The sequence below is a fragment of the Alphaproteobacteria bacterium genome, assembly GCA_015062495.1.
GTDB lineage: Bacteria > Pseudomonadota > Alphaproteobacteria > Rs-D84 > Rs-D84 > Enterousia.
Map to the genome: position 1 here is coordinate 352,263 of SUUN01000002.1, position 18,120 is coordinate 370,382.

An 18,120-nucleotide genomic window follows, 5' to 3' on the forward strand; every position below is an offset into this window, starting at 1 on the left:
TATTTTTTCAAGGTTATTTTTCTGATATAATATTAACACTATGGCAGTGAAATTCAACATTTTATCCGCATCTGGCAAGGGCAAAGGCCTGAACATATTCCGATCGTCCGCGTACAAGGAATTTGACCAAAACGGCGTTGCACGCGAATTTTGGTCGATACGCTGGGCGATAATTATCTGGATTATTGCGGCGATAATGGTTGCGGCATCTTTCCCGATTGAACACATCTGGCGGTATGGTTGGTCGCCGGCATCCCAACATTGGCTGTCGATTTATTTGGGTAATTTGTGGTCATCGGCGGGGTTGTCGGTGTTGGCGGAAATCCCCGCATGGATTGGGCGGTGTGTGATGCGCCCTGATATTGAATGCATTACGCCACTGTTGCCGATTATTGGTTATTATTTTCTGTCTGATTCAACAATGACGGACGAATTTAACCCACACAGCAAGGATAAGTTCGACGAAAAAACATCACGCAAAGCAACCGCCGACGATATCAAAAAAATGGGCCAGGATTATAAAAACAAAGAAGGCCTGTTCAAGGGATTCATGATGGTATTGGGATATTTCAAGAACAAGCCATTGATGTTTGATGAACCTTTGTCCGCCCTGTGCGTTGCGCCCCCGGGGACCGGTAAAACCGCCGGTGTTGTTATTCCGACAATTTTGGACTGTGACAATGTGTCTATGATTATTAACGACCCAAAACCTGAATTGAAACAAAAGACATCAGCGTATCGTTCGACTGTGGGCCCCGTGTTCATCATGAACTGGGCGGGCCAGGACGACCCTGCACGCGGCATTTACTATCCTTCATGGAATCCATTGTCGCCGGGTCATGTGCCGTTTAATGTCGAAGAACGCGACCTGTATGTCGATTCAATTGCGAATACACTGATTCCAGACCGTTCATCGTCGTCGGCCGACCCGCACTGGACGATTACAGGGCGCGCAGCACTGACTGGCTTTATTCAGTATATTATTTCCAAGGTTGAACGGGCCAAGGCTGATGACTATTTCTATGCCCGTATATCAAACGGGACATTCAATGCCGAAGATGCCGCCGTTCTGTCGGATTATTATCTGTCTATGTCGTCCGATCCCAATGCATATGCGGCGCACGCACTGTTGCAACGCGGCGAATTAAACGCAATGAACTATGTGCATGTTGGCACATGGGAACACATACCCGACGCATGGCGTGGACGCGAGGCATCGTTATCTATGATTCTGGATTGGCTGAATGCGTCACAAATCGCCATTGCCGAAGATATCGAAAACCGTCGCCGCCAGGGTGACCAGATGGTAATGATGGCTGACCCGACCAAAGACATGTTTATGAAGGCTGTGGACGAAGCGCGTCGCTATGCCTATTCCCACCGCGCGATTCAAGAATTAACGCAATTGGCCAGCACCCCGGACAAGGAACGCGGGTCAATCATGTCAACGGCACTGTCTGGATTGAATATATTCCGTAATGCCGCCGTGCGTAATCGTACCAGCCATTCGGACTTTCACTTTTCCGACCTGCGCGGTATGGTTGATCCCCGCGATGGCAAGGTTAAGCCGGTATCTGTATACCTGTCAATCAATATGGTTGATGCCCAGGCACTGAACCCGATTACCGCAATATTTATTGAATTGATGTCAAATTTCTTGTTGGCGAACGCACCGGGTCAAATGCGTAATGGTGCGGAACTGGGGCCGTATCCGGTACTGTTTGTAATGGACGAAATGCCAAAAATGCAAAAATTGCAGGCCGTTATCCAGGGGCCCGACCTTGGGCGTGGCCAGAAAATTTCATACCTGATTATCGGCCAAGATTTACATCAAATCGCGGAAAAGTATGGCCCTGATGCCGAGGCTACAATCATATCCACAACCGCTGCGAAAATTGTTATGCGCCAAAATGACCCAGATACCGCCGATCGTTTCTCGAAAATGATGGGGTATAAAATGAAAAAGAAAACGGTCAAAGGTCCCGACGGCAAGGATAAAGAAGAAACAACCGAAGAATTGCTGTTCACGCCAATGGATATCATGAAATTGCCCGAGGGCAAGCAACTGGTTATCATCCAGGGCCATTACAATCGCCCAATTGAAGCGGACCAAGAAAGATATTTTCTTGAAAAGACCGAGGTTCAAAAGAAACTTGCGGCCAAGGTTAAAATGGGTGAATGTGCGCCATTACCAGAATTTTTGGTGCCGTCGCATCATCGTGCATTGGGGTACACGGGCGCGCCACGCATATACGACCCAATGACCAAGAAAATCAAGGAATTAGCATAGTAAAAATCCCGCCACCGCGGGATTTTTTTATCGTGCCGGCGCAATGCGCAATTCAACCCGCCGATTGGTTAACCGTCCGATGTCGTCCTGGCCGGCGATGGGGCGCGCAGACCCCCGTCCAACAATAAACATGCGGTTTGGGTTTATTCCATGTTCTGCAAAATAAACGCCAACACGCTGTGCCATATCCAACGACAGTGCCCGCGCCGCATTTGCGTCGCGCATGGCATCTGTATAACCTGCGATTTCAATAAATGTCGCATTATATTTTTTCAAAATCTGTGTAATCGTTTTCAGTGTATCGTCACCCGTCGCAGAAATATCCGCCACGTTCAGTTCCATAATTGCATCCCGCACCAGTATTACCACAACATCTGTTCCGGCCCGCTGAACTGAAATTCCCGGTTTGCGCAATGCATCGTACAGTGCATATTCCAGTTTTTCCATATATTGGGTTGCGATAATATTATCGTTTGTTGCCTTGTCGCCATAATCCAGTTTGCTAGATGCATCCACCGCATCCCCAACCAACTTCCCGCCTGCGCCCAGATATACGGGTCGTTTTGCGACGCGACTCATTTCGGTCATATCTGTAAAACTTGCGCCACTCAGATATGCTGGCCATGTTTGACGACTGGGGCTGCTGTACGGGGTGCATGCGCACATCGCCCCCAATAAACAAGTTGATAAAACAATATTTTTTATTTGCATTTATTCCACGATAAAAGAAATCTGGTTTGTGTCGGAATCGAAACAGTTTTCAGTCATTCCTGTTTCAAATCCATTCACCAAAATCGATTTTGCCCACTGTGGCTTAGACGTGGCAAAGTAATCGCATTCGCCCGTTGTCAAATCGACCAGGTTAATTGAAAATGATTTGCCGTCCGCACTGCTGACCACTGACCAACCGTCGCCGCCAATCGGTGCTTTTTCAGATTGTAATGCGCCCGCCTTAATCAGATAGTCCACCGATACGCCTTCGTACGTGCCGCGCATTTCCAATAACAGTTTTGTATCCTGGGCAATTTGTTCCAATTCGGCATCGGCGATTGCGCGCGCCTGATTCCTGCGCAGCATATTGTACACACCCAACGCAGAAACCGTCATCAGACCGGCGATTGCCATTACACCAATAACTTCGATTAATGATCGTCCTGATTGTTGATTCATTATTTTACTCCTACTATTTCTGCGTCTGCGAACAAATCCATTGCACTGGCGACCAATGGGTCTGCAACCAATTCTTCGTGTTGTTGTTCATTCATTGTGTGTGTGTGAACTGATTCCATTTCGCGTTCCAGTTGCCATTGTTTACCGGTTTTGTCATTCAGCCATACGGCTAATTTATGTGCGAAATCCCCGTCCCCCTTGCGGTCAAAGTATTTAATCTTTCCATCTGCAAATTCTGAAATTTCGATATTGGAACTATAATAAGAATACAGCAATATTTCCTTGGATTCCTGCAGTGCGTGCGCCAATTCATTTGCATTTGTTATAACGCACGCCTGGGGTGTTTTTGGTGCTGTGTCTGCTGCGGGTTGTGCCGCCATACGGTCTGCAAATATATTTTTTACATCGCGTGTCTTTTGTGCAGATTCTTGCTGTTTAATAATTTCTGGTACACTTGGCATATCTGCAATATGCATAATCCGAACAATTAACATGTCAAAGCACTGTTTTTGATTACCGGCGGCCTGCATTTCTGGTACGGCCGCAACCATAACCTGCCATATACGGGACAGGGTGTTCAGTGTAATACGCCCATTCAGGTTTTGAATCTGTTCGCGTTGATCGGCGGTGTACGGTGAATTTGTCACATCCCCTGCGTGCAGGGCCGGGTGCATACGTGTCGCCCAATGTGTCCACTCCATCATATCAGTCAACAGCATTGATAAATCTGCGCCGTTGTTGTAAATCGCGTCAACTTTATCCAGTGCGGCGGCCGTATCGCCGGACAAAACTGTTTTCATAAAGTCAACAACCACCCCGCGGTCTGCGCGTTTCAGCATATCCAACACAGACGCTTCGTCCACGTGTCCACCGGTTTGTGCGATTGCCTGGTCCAGTAATGACAGCCCGTCACGCACCGAACCGTCTGCTGCACGTGCCAACAATTCGTTTGCGCCGTCGCTCAGTTCAATATTTTCCTGATTTGCAATCCACGCAAAGTGCTTTTTCAGTGTGTCCACCGGTACGCGTACCAAATCAAAACGTTGACAGCGTGATAAAATCGTAACCGGCACTTTTCTTATTTCTGTGGTTGCTAAAATAAAGATAACATGTGCGGGTGGTTCTTCCAGTGTTTTAAGCAATGCATTAAACGCCGATGTCGACAGCATATGAACTTCGTCGATTATATACACGCGATATCGTCCATTTGTTGGGCGATACTGTGCCCCGTCCAGTATGTCGCGCATATTATCAACACCTGTATGTGATGCTGCGTCAATTTCCATAACGTCAATATGTTGTCCTGCCGCAATCGCGCGACAGTTTTCGCACGTCCCACATGGTGTGGCGGTCGCCCCATCTGACGACAGACAATTCAGCGCCTTGGCCAGGATTCGCGCTGTACTGGTTTTCCCAGTACCGCGAATCCCTGTAAAAATATACGCGTGTGCAATACGCGATGTGTTAATTGCGGTTGTCAGTGTTTTTACCAACACATCCTGCCCAATAAGTGATTTGAAATCTTGACTGCGATATTTGCGCGCCAGTACGGTATAACTGTTGTCCATGCGTGTAATCTTCCTTTTGTCACCAAGCATAGCAAACCGGCATTAAATTTCAACAAATAAAACGCGCCAGACGGCGCGTTTTTTGGTTTTATAAATTCGTGATAAAATCGGGGAATGGTGATTCCTCTTCGTCGGCTGATTCTGTGGACTCGCTTGCCTGTGCTTCTTCGGCTGCGGCGACTGCTGCGGCTTTTTCCTTGGGGTCGCGCGTAGAATCAATTTTTCCCTGTTCTGTATTTACCATTCGGCCATAGTGTTCAGCCGTCTGTAACAGGCGTTCGCGTTCAATTTCATCGGCGGTTTGACGTGCCAGGTCAATATACTGTTTGCGTTTCTGACGCCATTTATGACAGCGTTGAATCATCTGTCCGACATTGGATTGATTTTTTTTATTTTGCATATCTTTTCTTTTTAAATACAGGAAATACCCTTAATAACAACAAACCATATGTTGTTATGACTTACGACGTAAATATTAAATCAACTGAAAAGCGATTGCAATAATTTTTTTATATTGCTATCCTGACCAACGTAGGAGGGGGCAAAACCTTGTATTCTGAACGTGGAAATTTTTTGCTTCAAGCCCTGTTGGCGGTGGGGCTGATTTTTGCGTTCATACCATTTATGTCGCGCCAGATGGCGGGGCGTGACACCGACGCGCGTATGTACGCCACCACGCGCCAGGTTGATATTGCCCAAACGGCCGCCCGCATATTTATTCGCGAAAATGCGCGCGATATTCCATACGAAACAACGGTTGTGTCCGGAAATGATTTTGGCGATATGCTTGAACCATATGGGTTGCCACTGGGGTTTGTGCCGCGTACCGCCCTGGGCCAGGATATATCCTTGGTCTTGCACAAAACGCCATTTGCAGTGTCTGCGTACCTGGAATTGACGGGTGGCGATTTGTCCGGTGTTCAACGTGCAGAATTGGTTCGGCGCATTGGTTTTTATGCGTCCGATGTTGAAAACAATGTACGTGTTGGTATTGAATTGGCGGATATTTATTCAGACATTGTCCGACGGAACGAACCGAATCTGGAATCCAGTGGTTTTCTGGCGGATTTGGATATGGGTGGTTTTGTCTTTAATAATGCAGGAAACCTGTTTGCTGTGCGTGGTGAATTTGACAGTGCCCAGTTTGATACATTAACTGTTTCGGGAATTGAATCCGGGAAAAAAATCCGCAATAACATTCGTGATTTGTTTGCGCCCAAAACCATATTTCAAAGCAAGACCGGCGAATCGGCATTAACATTAACGCGTGGCACATTATTTGCGGACAGTGTTGATACCAAAACAATTTCCATGTTTGGTGATACCGGCAATTTTATTGCCCGTAACGCATCTGTTTATGAATTGGCCATGACGGCGGGACATACATCGTTCACAGGGGCGGGCAATTGGAATGTTCGCGGCAATGTGGTGTCAAATAATATCAATTTCACGGTCGAACGTTTGGATATTTCGTCTTACCTTAATACCACCCGCGGCCAAGATGTGTTTATTGACGCAGATACGCTGACGTACAACAGTAAATCTGGGATTGAGGTTGGAACACTCTATACCTCGAACATAACGCTGCGTGATCAGACTTCGAACGCCTTAAACAATGGTGCGTCTGGTTCTGTATTGATTGATATTCGTCCCAGTGGCACAACACTGTTGCCAGATGTGTGGGTGTCGAACATAAACAATGACGCGTTCGAAATAATTTCAGATGCCGCCATTGATGATGGCAAAACGGAAAACTGTGCATCGATTATCAAGGAATTCGAAGGTGTGTATAACAAACAATCGTTATCCCAGTATTTGATTTGTCAGTATGTATATTGGCAACGTCTGGAAAAAAGAATTGATATCAAACAATGTTTAATGGCGGGACGCAGTGACTGTATTTAAAACGAAAATTTTTTCGAATCAAAATCGTGGCGCCAGTATTACCGAAGTTTTATTGGCCATGGCCATTATTGCCATTGCCACCCCATTTGTTTACAACCAAATTGCAAAAACAAATCATACCATCCATGACATAGCGGTCGCACGCCGCGTTATGTCAACACGTGATAACGCATTAAACTTTGTCCGTATGAACCAGGACAAGTGGCCAACCCCCGCACAAATTAGATTGGATGAAACAGAATTGGCGGCTATATCACCTGATGCAGCGGCGGGATTGATTGATAAATATTCTGTCAACGGTGCGGTGATAACTGATGTTTATTTGGCGTTTGAATTGGCAGATGAACAATTGCGCACAAATAAAATTGCGCGTCATATTGGTGGTGATGCGGCGGTTGTTGGCCCAGATAATATTGCATATGGTAATACGTGGGCGGTGGCTGCGCCTGATTTTATGCCGGGGGATTTGGTTTATCGCATATCGCGTGATGTTGCGGGTATTGACACATCGCGATATTTGCACCGCGCCACATCTGGCGAAGATAAACTGAACGTCATGGAACGTGATTTAGATATGGCGCGTCATCATGTGTATAATGTAGCGACCGCATCTGCAAAATCTGCGCGTATAAAAAATGGGAATGCGACATTTGTCGATACAGATTCAGCCACGGCCAACACAATATATTTTTCATCAGGCGCAAACATAGACGGCACAGATGTGTCTGTGGGCAATCTGCGTGTGTCGGGCGACATGTCGGGTTTTCGCAATGTGTACGCTGATAATATCAATGGCGACAAATTTACGACAACTGGCCGTATAATAACGGATCGCGCAACAATATTAGATTCTGTAAATGTGTCCGGTGATTTTATTGTTAAGTCAGACAGCACGCGCACAATCAGTGGCTTTACCGGTATATCCGTCAATTCGGTTGCGACCCCGTATATATCGACCGAAGAAATGATATTCTATGAAAACTTTGGTTTGACCGTATCGGGTGAATTATTAATGTCTACAACCCCACCGTTAAAGATTGGCAATTGGGTATTCCAGTCGACCAAGCCGCCTGCGTTTTCAAAATTTGAATTATCGCGTGGCACACTGCCAACTGCGCCGTCGCGCAACGCATTTTCGCCATTGATACGCAGTGGCTGGATGGGCAACATACAAACAACAATATCAACAATAAACTAGATGAATATAAACAAAAATATCTTTTCGATTTTTAATAATTCGCGTGGCAGCATGCTGGTTGAATTGCTGTTAAGTGTTGCGTTGGCGGCATTAATAATACCATTTGTGTTCAGGTATCAGCACAGTTCGATTGAACGTGCGCAAAATATTGCCATAACAAATCAGATGACAGAAATCCAGGTCGCGCTGGAACGTTATATTGTTGCTAATCGTGATGAATTGTTGCGTACGGTTGGTCGTAATATCACGCGTGTTGAATTAAATGATTTGGCTGAATTTGGTGTTCCACAATCTGTACTGGACGCGGGCGATGAAAAATATCAGTTGCGTATTTTAAAATCCAGTGATGCGTCTGGGCAATCATCGCTTCAGGGTGTGATTGTTCGTGCGTCCGATGACATCACACCACTGCGCACGCGTGAAATTGTAAATCTGTCTGGTGGTTCTATGGGGTTTGTTGACGGTACGCATGCGTATGGAACGTTTGGTGCGTGGCATACAGACGCACTGGACATGGGGGTTGATATCGATAATGGGATTATTGAAACGACATCTGTCAATCGTGATAACGCGTTGTATCTGTGGCGTGTGCCGTCTGAAAATCCCGATGATGCTAAAATGATGTCGCCACTGAACCTTGGGGGGCATGATATCAAAAATGCGGCGTTTATAAATTCCGACTATGCCACGTTTAACGAAGGGTTGACGGCCAAGGAAATTGTGTCGGATAAAATTATTTTTGATAATCGCACAACGATTGACGCGGCGTTTTCAACCGATTCTGCCACGGTATCTGGAATGTTGTCATCTGATTCAAAAAATATGGAAATATCAGGACGTCTATCATTGGCCGACACGGCAAAAATGTCATCGTTAACAGCTGAAAATTTATGGGTTTCTAAATTAACATTATCTGGTCTGTCGATTGACGCAGACGATGATTTAGCGTTATTAAAAATAAACCAATCGTTGGACATGACGTCCGGCCGGATCGAGGCAGTATTCGTATCCGTTGGATTCGCAGGTTCTATGACGCCGCGCCTGGTTGTTTATGACCGAATAGAAGATTCTACAAATCCCCACTACTATTGGGATGTGAACTCTAAAACCGCGCGCTTTTCGGATGCGTCCTTTGTCGAATTAAATCGTATGGCCACATTGGCAACATATTACGAAGGCGACAATTCCACATCCGCCGGTCAAATATTTGGCGCGGTATCGGCGAATAAAAATGCGACTGTATCGGATTACATGAACGCGATATCAGAAATTCAGAAACGCGTTTCTGCGAAATATCGCCTGTTGAATTTGTGATAAAATGTGGTATAAGTAAAAACATGAAAATAAAATGTGATTTTTGTAAAACAGAATACAGTGTTGATGGTGTCGCGTCTACGCCGGTGCGGTGTGCGATATGTGGGCATACTTGGACGGTGGCGTCTGCCCCACGTAAAAATACATGGTTAATGTTTTTTGCGTCTTTGTGTGCATTATTGTCGGCGATAATCTTTACCGTCGCTGTTATTACCCAGCACCAGGCCCGTGCCGCCAAACGTGGGCCGCTGATTGCGGAAATTATTGGGCTGGAATCCACGACGGATGATACGGGTGCGACGCATGTTGTTGTTAACGGTGCGATAACAAATGTATCGGATTCTATTTATGGGGTGCCTGATTTATACATTGTGTCCACCGATGATGCGGGGCGCGTCCTGGCGAAACAGAAGTTTATGCCATCGGCTACACTGTTGGATGCGGGGGCGACTGTGAATTTTAGTCATATCCTTGCGCCCCAGCCGGCGGGTGTGAAAAAGATATCGGCGCACCTTGCTAAAATTCAAACCCCGGACAAGGATAAAAAATGAAAAAAATAATTTCTGTTTTGTGTGCGTTGTTTATATTGCCGGCCATTGCGGCGGACGCACCTGCGCCCACCCCCCGCATCAGCATTTTTTCCACCAGCACTGATTGGCAGGCTGTAACGGGGCTGACCCTGAACGAATACAACGGCAAATTCATATCGGATAAAAAATTAGTTGGTCGTGGCTTGGTTTTGTATTATCTGGATGGTTTTCCATGTTATGGCCTGGGGTTTGGTGTGCGTGTATGGGTTGGTCCGGACGGTAAAACAGACAATGATTTGGCTATTGCGTGTGTTGCGGCCCCGACTGAAATAAAATTTGCGTATCGTAACGCCACCCGCGACGCAGACCAGGCAACCACCACCGGCATCCTGACGTGCCCAGTATCTGATCGCGGTCGTGATTTGACAATTGATTTATCTGATTGTATCGTTGGCCCTGATTGGGATGAATATAAATAGGTTTTATAATGAACGATATTCGCGAATTTTTAGTATCCGACACCGACGAATTGGTGCGTCTTGATAAATACCTGGCAACGCAAATGCCGGAATTTTCGCGCAGTGAAATTCAAAAATTCAATGTCCGCCGTGCCGACGGCACAACGCCAAAGTTTTCTGAAAAAATCCGCGTGGGTGATGCGTTTACGGTTGAAATTCCGGCCCCAAAAACAGACGTGGCAACCGACAATGTTTCGTCTGATTTTGAATTGGATATTTTGTTCGAAGACGACGATATTATCGTCATAAACAAGCCGCGCGGGGTTGTAATGTACCCATCCGCAGGCAACAAAACCGGCACATTGGTTCAAAACATCTTGGCGCACACAAACCTGTCTGCGCTGGGCGGTGCAACGCGCCCCGGTGTTGTGCACAGATTGGACAAGGATACCAGTGGTGTCATGGTATTTGCCAAATCAGATGCGGCATTCCGTGAATTGGTAAAAACGTTCAGTGAACATAATTTGACCCGTAAATATATTGCGTTCGTATGGGGCGTCCCGAATTGGGAGGTTGCGGACATAACCGGCAATATCGCGCGATCGTCCCGCAATCGCCAGAAAATGACAATGGTAAAAACCGGTGGCAAACCATCACATACCGAAGTTTCGGTTATAAACGCCTGGTCGCGGGCGAAAATATCTGAAATGCGTTGCACATTGTTTACCGGCCGCACGCACCAGATACGCCTGCATCTGTCTGCGCACGGGTTTCCGGTATTATGCGATCCGGTCTATGGTCGCGGTGCGTCGCGCCTGGGGTCGGTGCGTGATGCAGATTTACTGGAATTTTTACGCACACACGACGGCCAGATGTTACATGCCGAAGTGTTGGAATTTGCGCACCCGACAACCGGCGAACCGATGCGGTTTAAAACACGTCTGCCCGACGATATGATGGAATTGAAATATATCCTGGAAAATATCTGATTGCGCGCGATTTTTCGCTTTCCATACCCCTGATTTTATGTTAGAATAAAGTAATAAAATATGGAGTCAGGGGATGTCTTTTCTCAAAAATACAGTAAGTTTATTGGCTATATTCAGCGTGATGCCTGTGGCATATGCAGTCACCGCACGCCCCAGTGTTATGAACACTGCCATGGCGGTCAGTGCAACTGGTGCTGCACGTCGTATGCCAACGATGTCTGCGTATCTTAACAGTTCCGCGAACACATCGACCGGCACGTCGTCATCTTCGACATCGTCATCGACATTGCTGGCAAACGCCGAATGTATCGACACGTACACCCAATGTATCAAGGGTGCAGACGCTTGTGGCCCAAATTTCGAAGAATGTACAACAAACGTCCTGTTCCATGCCCAGATGCCTGAATGTCTGTCTACGCTCAGTCAGTGCCAGTCCGCGGGTGTCCAAAGCTTGTTTGGAACATCAAACGTATCGGCCCTGTCCAACGTTGCGACCAAGAATGCATATGGCGAAATTACAGAATACACATACCCAACGTCGGGCAGTGTTCTGGGGCAAATGATATCCGCTGCGGCGATTTCGAATATGTACGACACGTCGTCTTGTGTTCGTCGTTATTCATCCTGCCTGCGCAAGGACAGCGTCTGCGGCGCAGACTTTGAATTGTGTACAACAAATTCTGAATTTAAAAAACAGGCTGTGTTCTGTGATTCGACCCTGGCGCGCTGTGCGGCCGACGGCAAGTTGGAATTGTTTGGCAACGCCGCGGCAACATCGTCGACTGTGCCAACTGCATCCAGTCGTGTTGGCGAAATGATTGCCGAAGGTGCGGCCCTGGCCGCCGTGAATGCGGTGTCCACATGTTACAAGGTTGTGGACCAATGTATCTTGAACGCCTGTGGCGCAAATCCATACAAATGCTATGAAAATGCGACGGTTGAAACAACAAACCTGGTCGAAGCGATAAACAACGGCACGCCGGTCACAGAATTGGCGGATGCAACCGCGACAATCAGCAAATCGAACATCGCGTCCTATATCAAGAATTCGTGCCTGGATACAATCGGTTCGAATAAATATTGCTATGCGACATTTATTGGTGATGGTCAAATGCCAACATCGTCCCAGTTGCGCGACGAAGATAACCAGGAAGAAGTCTATGATCTGGCATATGGTGCGCGCATGAATTCTGGAATGCGGGCAAAAATTACCGACCTGGTGAATAAATTTGATACCCGGGCCAAGGAAAAATGTATCGAAACCATGTCAAGTTGCGCAATGCGCACATGTGGCGGTGGCGCGGGCGCGGCCTGCTATGCCCAGGTTTTTGGTGCAAATGAAAAATCGATTAACAATGATTATACACGTGCCGAAATCAAAACTGGTTGTGCGGCGGTTGTAAATTCCGATCCGAATTGTCAATATGCGGCGCAAAATCCAACTGCAACTGGTACATATAATTATATATTTACCCAGGCGGACGCGTTTGACACCCTGTTCCCAGAATATGATGATGGCGCAGAATCCGATCCGATTGGCGTTGTTGCGTCCTTGAACGCATCCCTGGCCAATAATTATAACGATGCGGCAATTGCCCAGATGAAGAAACAGTGCCAGTCTGTCGCAACATCATGCGTAAAATCCATGTGTGGCAACGATTATGTAAATTGCTATCGCAATCGTACAGATGTATATTCATCCCTGACCAATACAGGCGAAGATTCATTTGACAAATCAATGAACAAGGTTGGCGGGGTTCTGGATTACACAATCGTATTAGGGCTGTGTGTTGACACGGTTAAAAATGCCAGTGTATGTTCTGAACACCTGGCGATTGAGGCAAACAAACTAAAAATGGCCAACAGCTCATCTGCCGGTTCATGGGGAACGGGTTCTGTTCGTACAGACTGGATTGACGCTGGTTCTACAACCAAAATGGACGCGGCCCTTGAACAGGTCCAGGCTGTTGATGAAAACGGCAACGACCTGTGCACGAACAAGGCCGGCGACCAGGGTGTATGCTATACCGTCGACGCGTCTGGTGCGGTCTATGACCAACCGGTAAAAATCGCATACACAACATATATTGCATCCCAGGCGGCCAGCACATTATTCAAAGACCTGATTTATGACCTGGAAATCGAAGCCCAGGCAAAGTACAACGCCAAATTGACCAAGCAACAGAATATGTGCCTGTCATCAAACAGTGGCGGTATTTTGGGCAACAAAGATTTGGGTTCTGTATTTATGTGGGCTAAATTAAAGTCTAATAAAGTTCCTGCAAACTATACATCGGCGGGTCTGAAACCAAACCAATTCGTGGCCAGTAATGACCTGTACGGTTCATTCTGTCGCGTACGCGTAACTTTACAGTCCGATGATAAATATATCCAGGACGCAATTAACAAGGGCGCGGATTGGTCAACGGCATACTTTGCCGCCGGTGACGCGTTCACATGTGGTTCATGGATTCCAAATGATAAATTAGAAGAATTGGCAAACGCCGCCGGCGCGGATGCACGCGCAGAGGCCAAGGCGTCCCAACCAAAATTGCAGGGTTGGATGGCGGCATTGGGCACACTGGGTGGCGGTCTGGGTGGTGCATACCTGGGCGCGGGTATCCAAGACGGCAGTGTATTTAGCGGTCTGACCGGTAAATCCAAAAAGGATGCCAAGGAATTAACGGTCGAAAACTGTAATAAATATTATAACAATTATACAACCGCCGTTGCCGACGTGAACACGCGCAGTGCCGTTCCAACCTATGTTAATAACCTGATTAACCTGGTTGAAACAAATGCTGATTCAGGTGATGATAAGCTGACCAAGGCCACAACCGCACGTGCGAAACTGGCAAATTACCAGGCCGCATTGACGGGCGTTGGCATGACGTATACAGACCAATATGGCAACGCATCTGAACGTGATTGCACTCCTGCAGAGAAAGAAGCGCAAGCCGTTGCAGCTGCCGATGCAGTTATCGCGTCTCTTGCGCCAAAGTGCACATATCGCTGGGCAACAATTAATGCATATTGTAAGAATGGCAGAAACGATACGGGTGTATTTGCTGCTTCTGGGGACACTAATACAGAATTGCAATGTTGTGGTTCGGGTGATATGGTCAAGACCGAGGCGGAAAAGGCATACAACAGAGTCAACAGTGCAGTATGCAAGACTGTAACCCCTGCAACTGTCACAAACAGTGCTGCGTCACAGGCTGCAGCGGCCCAAAACGAACTGCTTGCTAAAACGGGCGAACTGACCGCTGCTATGGGTGATTTGCAGGCTGCCTGTGTTGCATTGGCCAACGATGACGATGACAGTGACAGCGAAGCCAAGAAAAAACGCACCGCGGCCGCAATTGGCGCAGGTGTTACCGCGGTTGCCGGCGGTATCCTGGGGTGGCAGGTAACGAAGTCCATCCAGGATGCAAACCTGACCAAGGCCGAACAAGAGGCGATCAAAGAATTCATGGACAACGTGGGTTCGAAAATCCGTTGCTATGTCGGCGCAGACGAAGTCGGTATGTACGGAGACATGATTTCCACCAGCATGGAATAATGCCACACAAATAAAAAATCCCCCACCCGGGGGATTTTTTTTGAGACACAAGACAGGAAATATGAGATAGAAATCCTTCGCTAAACTTTTATTTATTGCAGTATTTTTTTTAAGAAACTAAATCCGCTCCTACAATCTCTCATATAAAAAACACACTTTAATCCGATGTGTTTTTATGATATAATACCAAGTATGAAAACCAGAATATTTATTTTGTCGTCCGCGCTGTGTATCTGCGGGGCGTTTAATGCGGCGGCGTCTGAATGTACGGGCGCGGGCTGTGATATTGAACCATTAATGTTCGAAGAATTCGAATGGGCAATGCCGGCGGATGAAACGCCCACTGCAATTGTTGTTGCGCGTCCCACGCCAATTGTTCAAATGCCAACCTGGATGGAATCTGACCCGAACGCGGCGATGATGCCTGTGGCCCAGAACCTGCCAATGCCGGTACGCAATATCGATGTAAAAATGTTATCGATTAAACCTGTACCCGAAGATTCACGTCCCGCCCTGTGGGATGGTGTGCACGGCGAATACGCCGGCAACGATGGTGTGAAAACGGTTGATTGGCGCGATGGTGTGCCAATTTGGGACGAATCGATTAATAACTATAAATATAAAGATTTTTCGGATTGGTTCTTGGAACCGTCGCCGGAAATTTACCTGCGTGAATCTGATGCGGTTGCATTGAACGAAACCGATCCAATTGAACTGTATCACCAGAATATGGCGGATGCCGCCACAACCCGCGCCCGTGTCGAAGAATTACTGGCGCCGCGCAAACCGTCGGCGGATTTGTGGTTTACAAATATGTCGCAACCCAAACCTGAATACGTTGCCCAGGATATGACCGAAATCGTCACCGAAACATTTGGCGCAACTGTGATTGATGATGGTTGCCCATTTGAAACAGAAACAGAATGTGAAATCTGGCGTCGCAAACCAATCGTTCGCGAAACCGTATCGCCACGCAGTGCAAAACTGCGCGATGCGTCCGTTGCAGAATTTGTTCATGCCGCCGATTGCAATAAACATATCACGGCAAATGAACCTGTGGCCGCGCCATTACTGGACCGGTACAAGATGTTAATGCGTTCCGCCCAGGCATGTTGTACAGACGGTATGGCATACGCCCTGAAACAGGCGGGCGCGACGGACGGTCTGGTTTATAAATTTTTGTCTGATGATGCGAACTTCTATGGGTTTGGATCGCGCTGTTTGATGATGACCGACCATGACCTGGATACGCAATATCCAAACACTGCGACATCGGTGGTTGCGGCGGACGTACGTAATGGTTGCCTGTGCCGTGGCCGTCAATGGTTTAGTGCAATGCTGGCCCCATTCCAACAGGTGTACAACGCAATACCTGAATTCAAGGATGCCCAGTTTAATTACACGTACAAAGACGGGTTGCAGCGCGAAATAACCGTGTCTGTAAATAATGACGTCCAAAATGTGTTAAAGCAATTGGCCCAGTGTCCATAAAAATATTCCCGCCAAACGGCGGGATTTTTTGTTGCGGAATTCATGCCCGTTGTCGCACGCGCGTATTTAATATATATTTTATTGTATGAAATACATATATGTCGCGCTGGGCATTTTATTTTCGATACCTGCGTTTGCTGAAACCAAGTTTTTAGACGGCGTGTCGGTTGGCGTCGGTGTGTCTGCAACAACCGGTATGAATTTATCGCTGGGGTATCATAACCCAGATTTTGAATCGTATTGGATGCGCCGTCTGGGGATGCGAATTGATTTTGCAGCAACCGACCCGTTAAAGTCTGCTATCGATTCGGCGATTGATTCATACATGCGTGACGGCCGCGATGTTGGCGACGGGGTAAAAATTGACGAAGGTTCGCTGGATGCGTGGCATGGCTCTGTATTACTAGATTATTATCCGTTCGCGCGCACCTGGCGCGTGTCGGCGGGTTATGCATGGGGCGGGGCGGCACTGGATGCGGCGATATTTGGCGAAATAGAACGCGCACCCGCACAACGCTTTTATTTTTATCTGGCGGGCGACCACTATTATTATAATGGCAATAACTTTAACGGCACTGCCAACATAGACTGGAATTACCACGGCCCATACTTTGGTACTGGTTTTGATTTTAATATCGGTTGCCGATTCGGATTATTTCTAGATTTGGGCGTGGTTGTTACGAATCGGCCCGCCAAACTGTCGCTGGACATCCCCCAGGAACAATTATATGTGTACAATCGGCTGACCGGCATATGGTTACCGGTGACAATTCCACAACTGGATGCCGATATTGCGCGCGCAACCCGCGATGCAAATGATAAATTATCCGATTTGCGCGTCTATCCAATGGTAAAATTGGGCTTTTCGTACCGTTTTTAGCATGTAAAATTCCGATTCGTGCGCAAATCCGAATCATAAAAAGCACCAAATCCGAATCATTTTTGACAATGATAAATAAAAAAATAAAAAAAATTTTAAATGAAAAATGGCGGATTTCTGGCGATTTTTCCTAATGACTAAATTTTTTGAAAATTATTTTTGAAATTCCGCTTGACTTTTTCATAGTTTGAGCGCATACTAAGCGGGCTTTCAAGTTGAGACAACAAATCAAAAAGACACTCAACCCCTGAAATTCTGCGGTTTACGGAACAAACGGTATGAAACGGGTATCTGTATAACACGCAAACATTGTGAATAAAAGCAGCTCATCAAAAATTCAAGAAGGGATGTGCAGACAGTTGAATTTGGAATATCCAAACTTTGACTAAGTCAAATGTGCATATCCTAGACAGGTAGTAGGTTTACATATTAAACCTCGTTAAAAACTTGTCTTGCGAATAATTATATGTAAAGACGAACTGATTATTAAATAGTCAGCTTTTGTTTATATGCACAGGGACTTACTTAACAGGTTTTTTAGAACTTGAGAGTTTGATCCTGGCTCAGAACGAACGCTGGCGGCAGGTCTTAGGCATGCAAGTCGAACGGATGAAGCGGGTGCTTGCACCTGTGGATTCAGTGGCGCACGAGTGAGTAACGCGTGGGAAACTGCCCACCACTGGGGAATAACGTTTGGAAACGAACGCTAATACCGCATACGCCGGAAACGGGAAAGATTTATCGGTGGTGGATGTGCCCGCGTTG

General features: G+C 46.9%; 14 protein-coding genes and 1 rRNA gene. 11 read left to right on the top strand and 4 right to left on the bottom strand.

What is annotated here, in order from left to right; all coding sequences use genetic code 11:
* Positions 1-40: 40 nt before the first annotated feature.
* On the top strand, positions 41-2,290 hold the full coding sequence (locus E7008_04310) for a type IV secretory system conjugative DNA transfer family protein (protein ID MBE6457136.1): 2,250 nt from the start codon (positions 41-43) through the stop codon (positions 2,288-2,290).
* 27 nt (positions 2,291-2,317) lie between these two features.
* On the opposite strand, the gene E7008_04315 is transcribed toward E7008_04310, so the two are convergent.
* From E7008_04315 to E7008_04330, 4 genes are read right to left on the bottom strand one after another with little or no spacing between them, the layout of a single operon-like run.
* On the bottom strand, positions 2,318-3,001 hold the full coding sequence (locus tag E7008_04315) for an OmpA family protein (GenBank protein ID MBE6457137.1): 684 nt from the start codon (positions 2,999-3,001) through the stop codon (positions 2,318-2,320).
* Positions 3,002-3,460, bottom strand: coding sequence for a hypothetical protein (locus E7008_04320; protein MBE6457138.1), 459 nt, complete (start codon positions 3,458-3,460; stop codon positions 3,002-3,004). It lies immediately after the preceding gene.
* Complete coding sequence (gene dnaX, locus E7008_04325; protein MBE6457139.1) at positions 3,460-5,058, bottom strand: DNA polymerase III subunit gamma/tau; 1,599 nt, start codon at positions 5,056-5,058, stop codon at positions 3,460-3,462. Before dnaX ends, E7008_04320 begins: the two co-directional genes overlap by 1 nt.
* A 58-nt stretch (positions 5,059-5,116) precedes the next feature.
* Complete coding sequence (locus E7008_04330) at positions 5,117-5,428, bottom strand: hypothetical protein (GenBank protein ID MBE6457140.1); 312 nt, start codon at positions 5,426-5,428, stop codon at positions 5,117-5,119.
* Positions 5,429-5,601: 173 nt separating this feature from the next.
* Here E7008_04330 and E7008_04335 point away from each other — a divergent pair, with 173 nt between their 5' ends.
* From E7008_04335 to E7008_04380, 10 genes are all read left to right on the top strand, one after another.
* Complete coding sequence (locus tag E7008_04335) at positions 5,602-6,933, top strand: hypothetical protein (protein MBE6457141.1); 1,332 nt, start codon at positions 5,602-5,604, stop codon at positions 6,931-6,933.
* Positions 6,920-8,131, top strand: coding sequence for a hypothetical protein (locus E7008_04340; protein ID MBE6457142.1), 1,212 nt, complete (start codon positions 6,920-6,922; stop codon positions 8,129-8,131). Before E7008_04335 ends, E7008_04340 begins: the two co-directional genes overlap by 14 nt.
* On the top strand, positions 8,132-9,445 hold the full coding sequence (locus E7008_04345; protein ID MBE6457143.1) for a hypothetical protein: 1,314 nt from the start codon (positions 8,132-8,134) through the stop codon (positions 9,443-9,445).
* Positions 9,446-9,468: 23 nt separating this feature from the next.
* Complete coding sequence (locus E7008_04350; GenBank protein MBE6457144.1) at positions 9,469-9,996, top strand: hypothetical protein; 528 nt, start codon at positions 9,469-9,471, stop codon at positions 9,994-9,996.
* The gene (locus tag E7008_04355; protein ID MBE6457145.1) at positions 9,993-10,454 is read left to right on the top strand and encodes a hypothetical protein; all 462 of its coding nucleotides are present in this window, start codon (positions 9,993-9,995) and stop codon (positions 10,452-10,454) included. Before E7008_04350 ends, E7008_04355 begins: the two co-directional genes overlap by 4 nt.
* Before the next feature lie 8 nt (positions 10,455-10,462).
* The gene (locus E7008_04360; protein MBE6457146.1) at positions 10,463-11,422 is read left to right on the top strand and encodes an RluA family pseudouridine synthase; all 960 of its coding nucleotides are present in this window, start codon (positions 10,463-10,465) and stop codon (positions 11,420-11,422) included.
* Between the two features lie 73 nt (positions 11,423-11,495).
* Positions 11,496-14,984 carry a hypothetical protein gene (locus E7008_04365; protein ID MBE6457147.1) on the top strand — a complete coding sequence of 1,163 codons (3,489 nt, stop codon included), beginning with the start codon at positions 11,496-11,498 and terminating at the stop codon, positions 14,982-14,984.
* Positions 14,985-15,176: 192 nt separating this feature from the next.
* Positions 15,177-16,475: a hypothetical protein gene (locus E7008_04370; protein MBE6457148.1), complete on the top strand. Its 1,299-nt coding sequence runs from the start codon at positions 15,177-15,179 to the stop codon at positions 16,473-16,475.
* Positions 16,476-16,560: 85 nt separating this feature from the next.
* Complete coding sequence (locus E7008_04375) at positions 16,561-17,355, top strand: hypothetical protein (GenBank protein MBE6457149.1); 795 nt, start codon at positions 16,561-16,563, stop codon at positions 17,353-17,355.
* A gap of 540 nt (positions 17,356-17,895) precedes the next feature.
* Positions 17,896-18,120, top strand: a 16S ribosomal RNA gene (locus E7008_04380); the annotation flags it as partial.

What these genes read in the sequence shown, in the direction of transcription:
- E7008_04310 (MBE6457136.1), top strand. Translation starts at nt 41, where the DNA reads ATGGCAGTGAAATTCAACATTTTATCCGCATCTGGCAAGGGCAAAGGC.
- E7008_04345 (MBE6457143.1), top strand. Translation starts at nt 8,132, where the DNA reads ATGAATATAAACAAAAATATCTTTTCGATTTTTAATAATTCGCGTGGC.
- E7008_04350 (MBE6457144.1), top strand. Translation starts at nt 9,469, where the DNA reads ATGAAAATAAAATGTGATTTTTGTAAAACAGAATACAGTGTTGATGGT.
- E7008_04370 (MBE6457148.1), top strand. Translation starts at nt 15,177, where the DNA reads ATGAAAACCAGAATATTTATTTTGTCGTCCGCGCTGTGTATCTGCGGG.
- E7008_04320 (MBE6457138.1), bottom strand. Translation starts at nt 3,460, where the DNA reads ATGAATCAACAATCAGGACGATCATTAATCGAAGTTATTGGTGTAATG.
- E7008_04355 (MBE6457145.1), top strand. Translation starts at nt 9,993, where the DNA reads ATGAAAAAAATAATTTCTGTTTTGTGTGCGTTGTTTATATTGCCGGCC.
- E7008_04360 (MBE6457146.1), top strand. Translation starts at nt 10,463, where the DNA reads ATGAACGATATTCGCGAATTTTTAGTATCCGACACCGACGAATTGGTG.
- E7008_04365 (MBE6457147.1), top strand. Translation starts at nt 11,496, where the DNA reads ATGTCTTTTCTCAAAAATACAGTAAGTTTATTGGCTATATTCAGCGTG.
- dnaX (MBE6457139.1), bottom strand. Translation starts at nt 5,058, where the DNA reads ATGCTTGGTGACAAAAGGAAGATTACACGCATGGACAACAGTTATACC.
- E7008_04330 (MBE6457140.1), bottom strand. Translation starts at nt 5,428, where the DNA reads ATGCAAAATAAAAAAAATCAATCCAATGTCGGACAGATGATTCAACGC.
- E7008_04315 (MBE6457137.1), bottom strand. Translation starts at nt 3,001, where the DNA reads ATGCAAATAAAAAATATTGTTTTATCAACTTGTTTATTGGGGGCGATG.
- E7008_04375 (MBE6457149.1), top strand. Translation starts at nt 16,561, where the DNA reads ATGAAATACATATATGTCGCGCTGGGCATTTTATTTTCGATACCTGCG.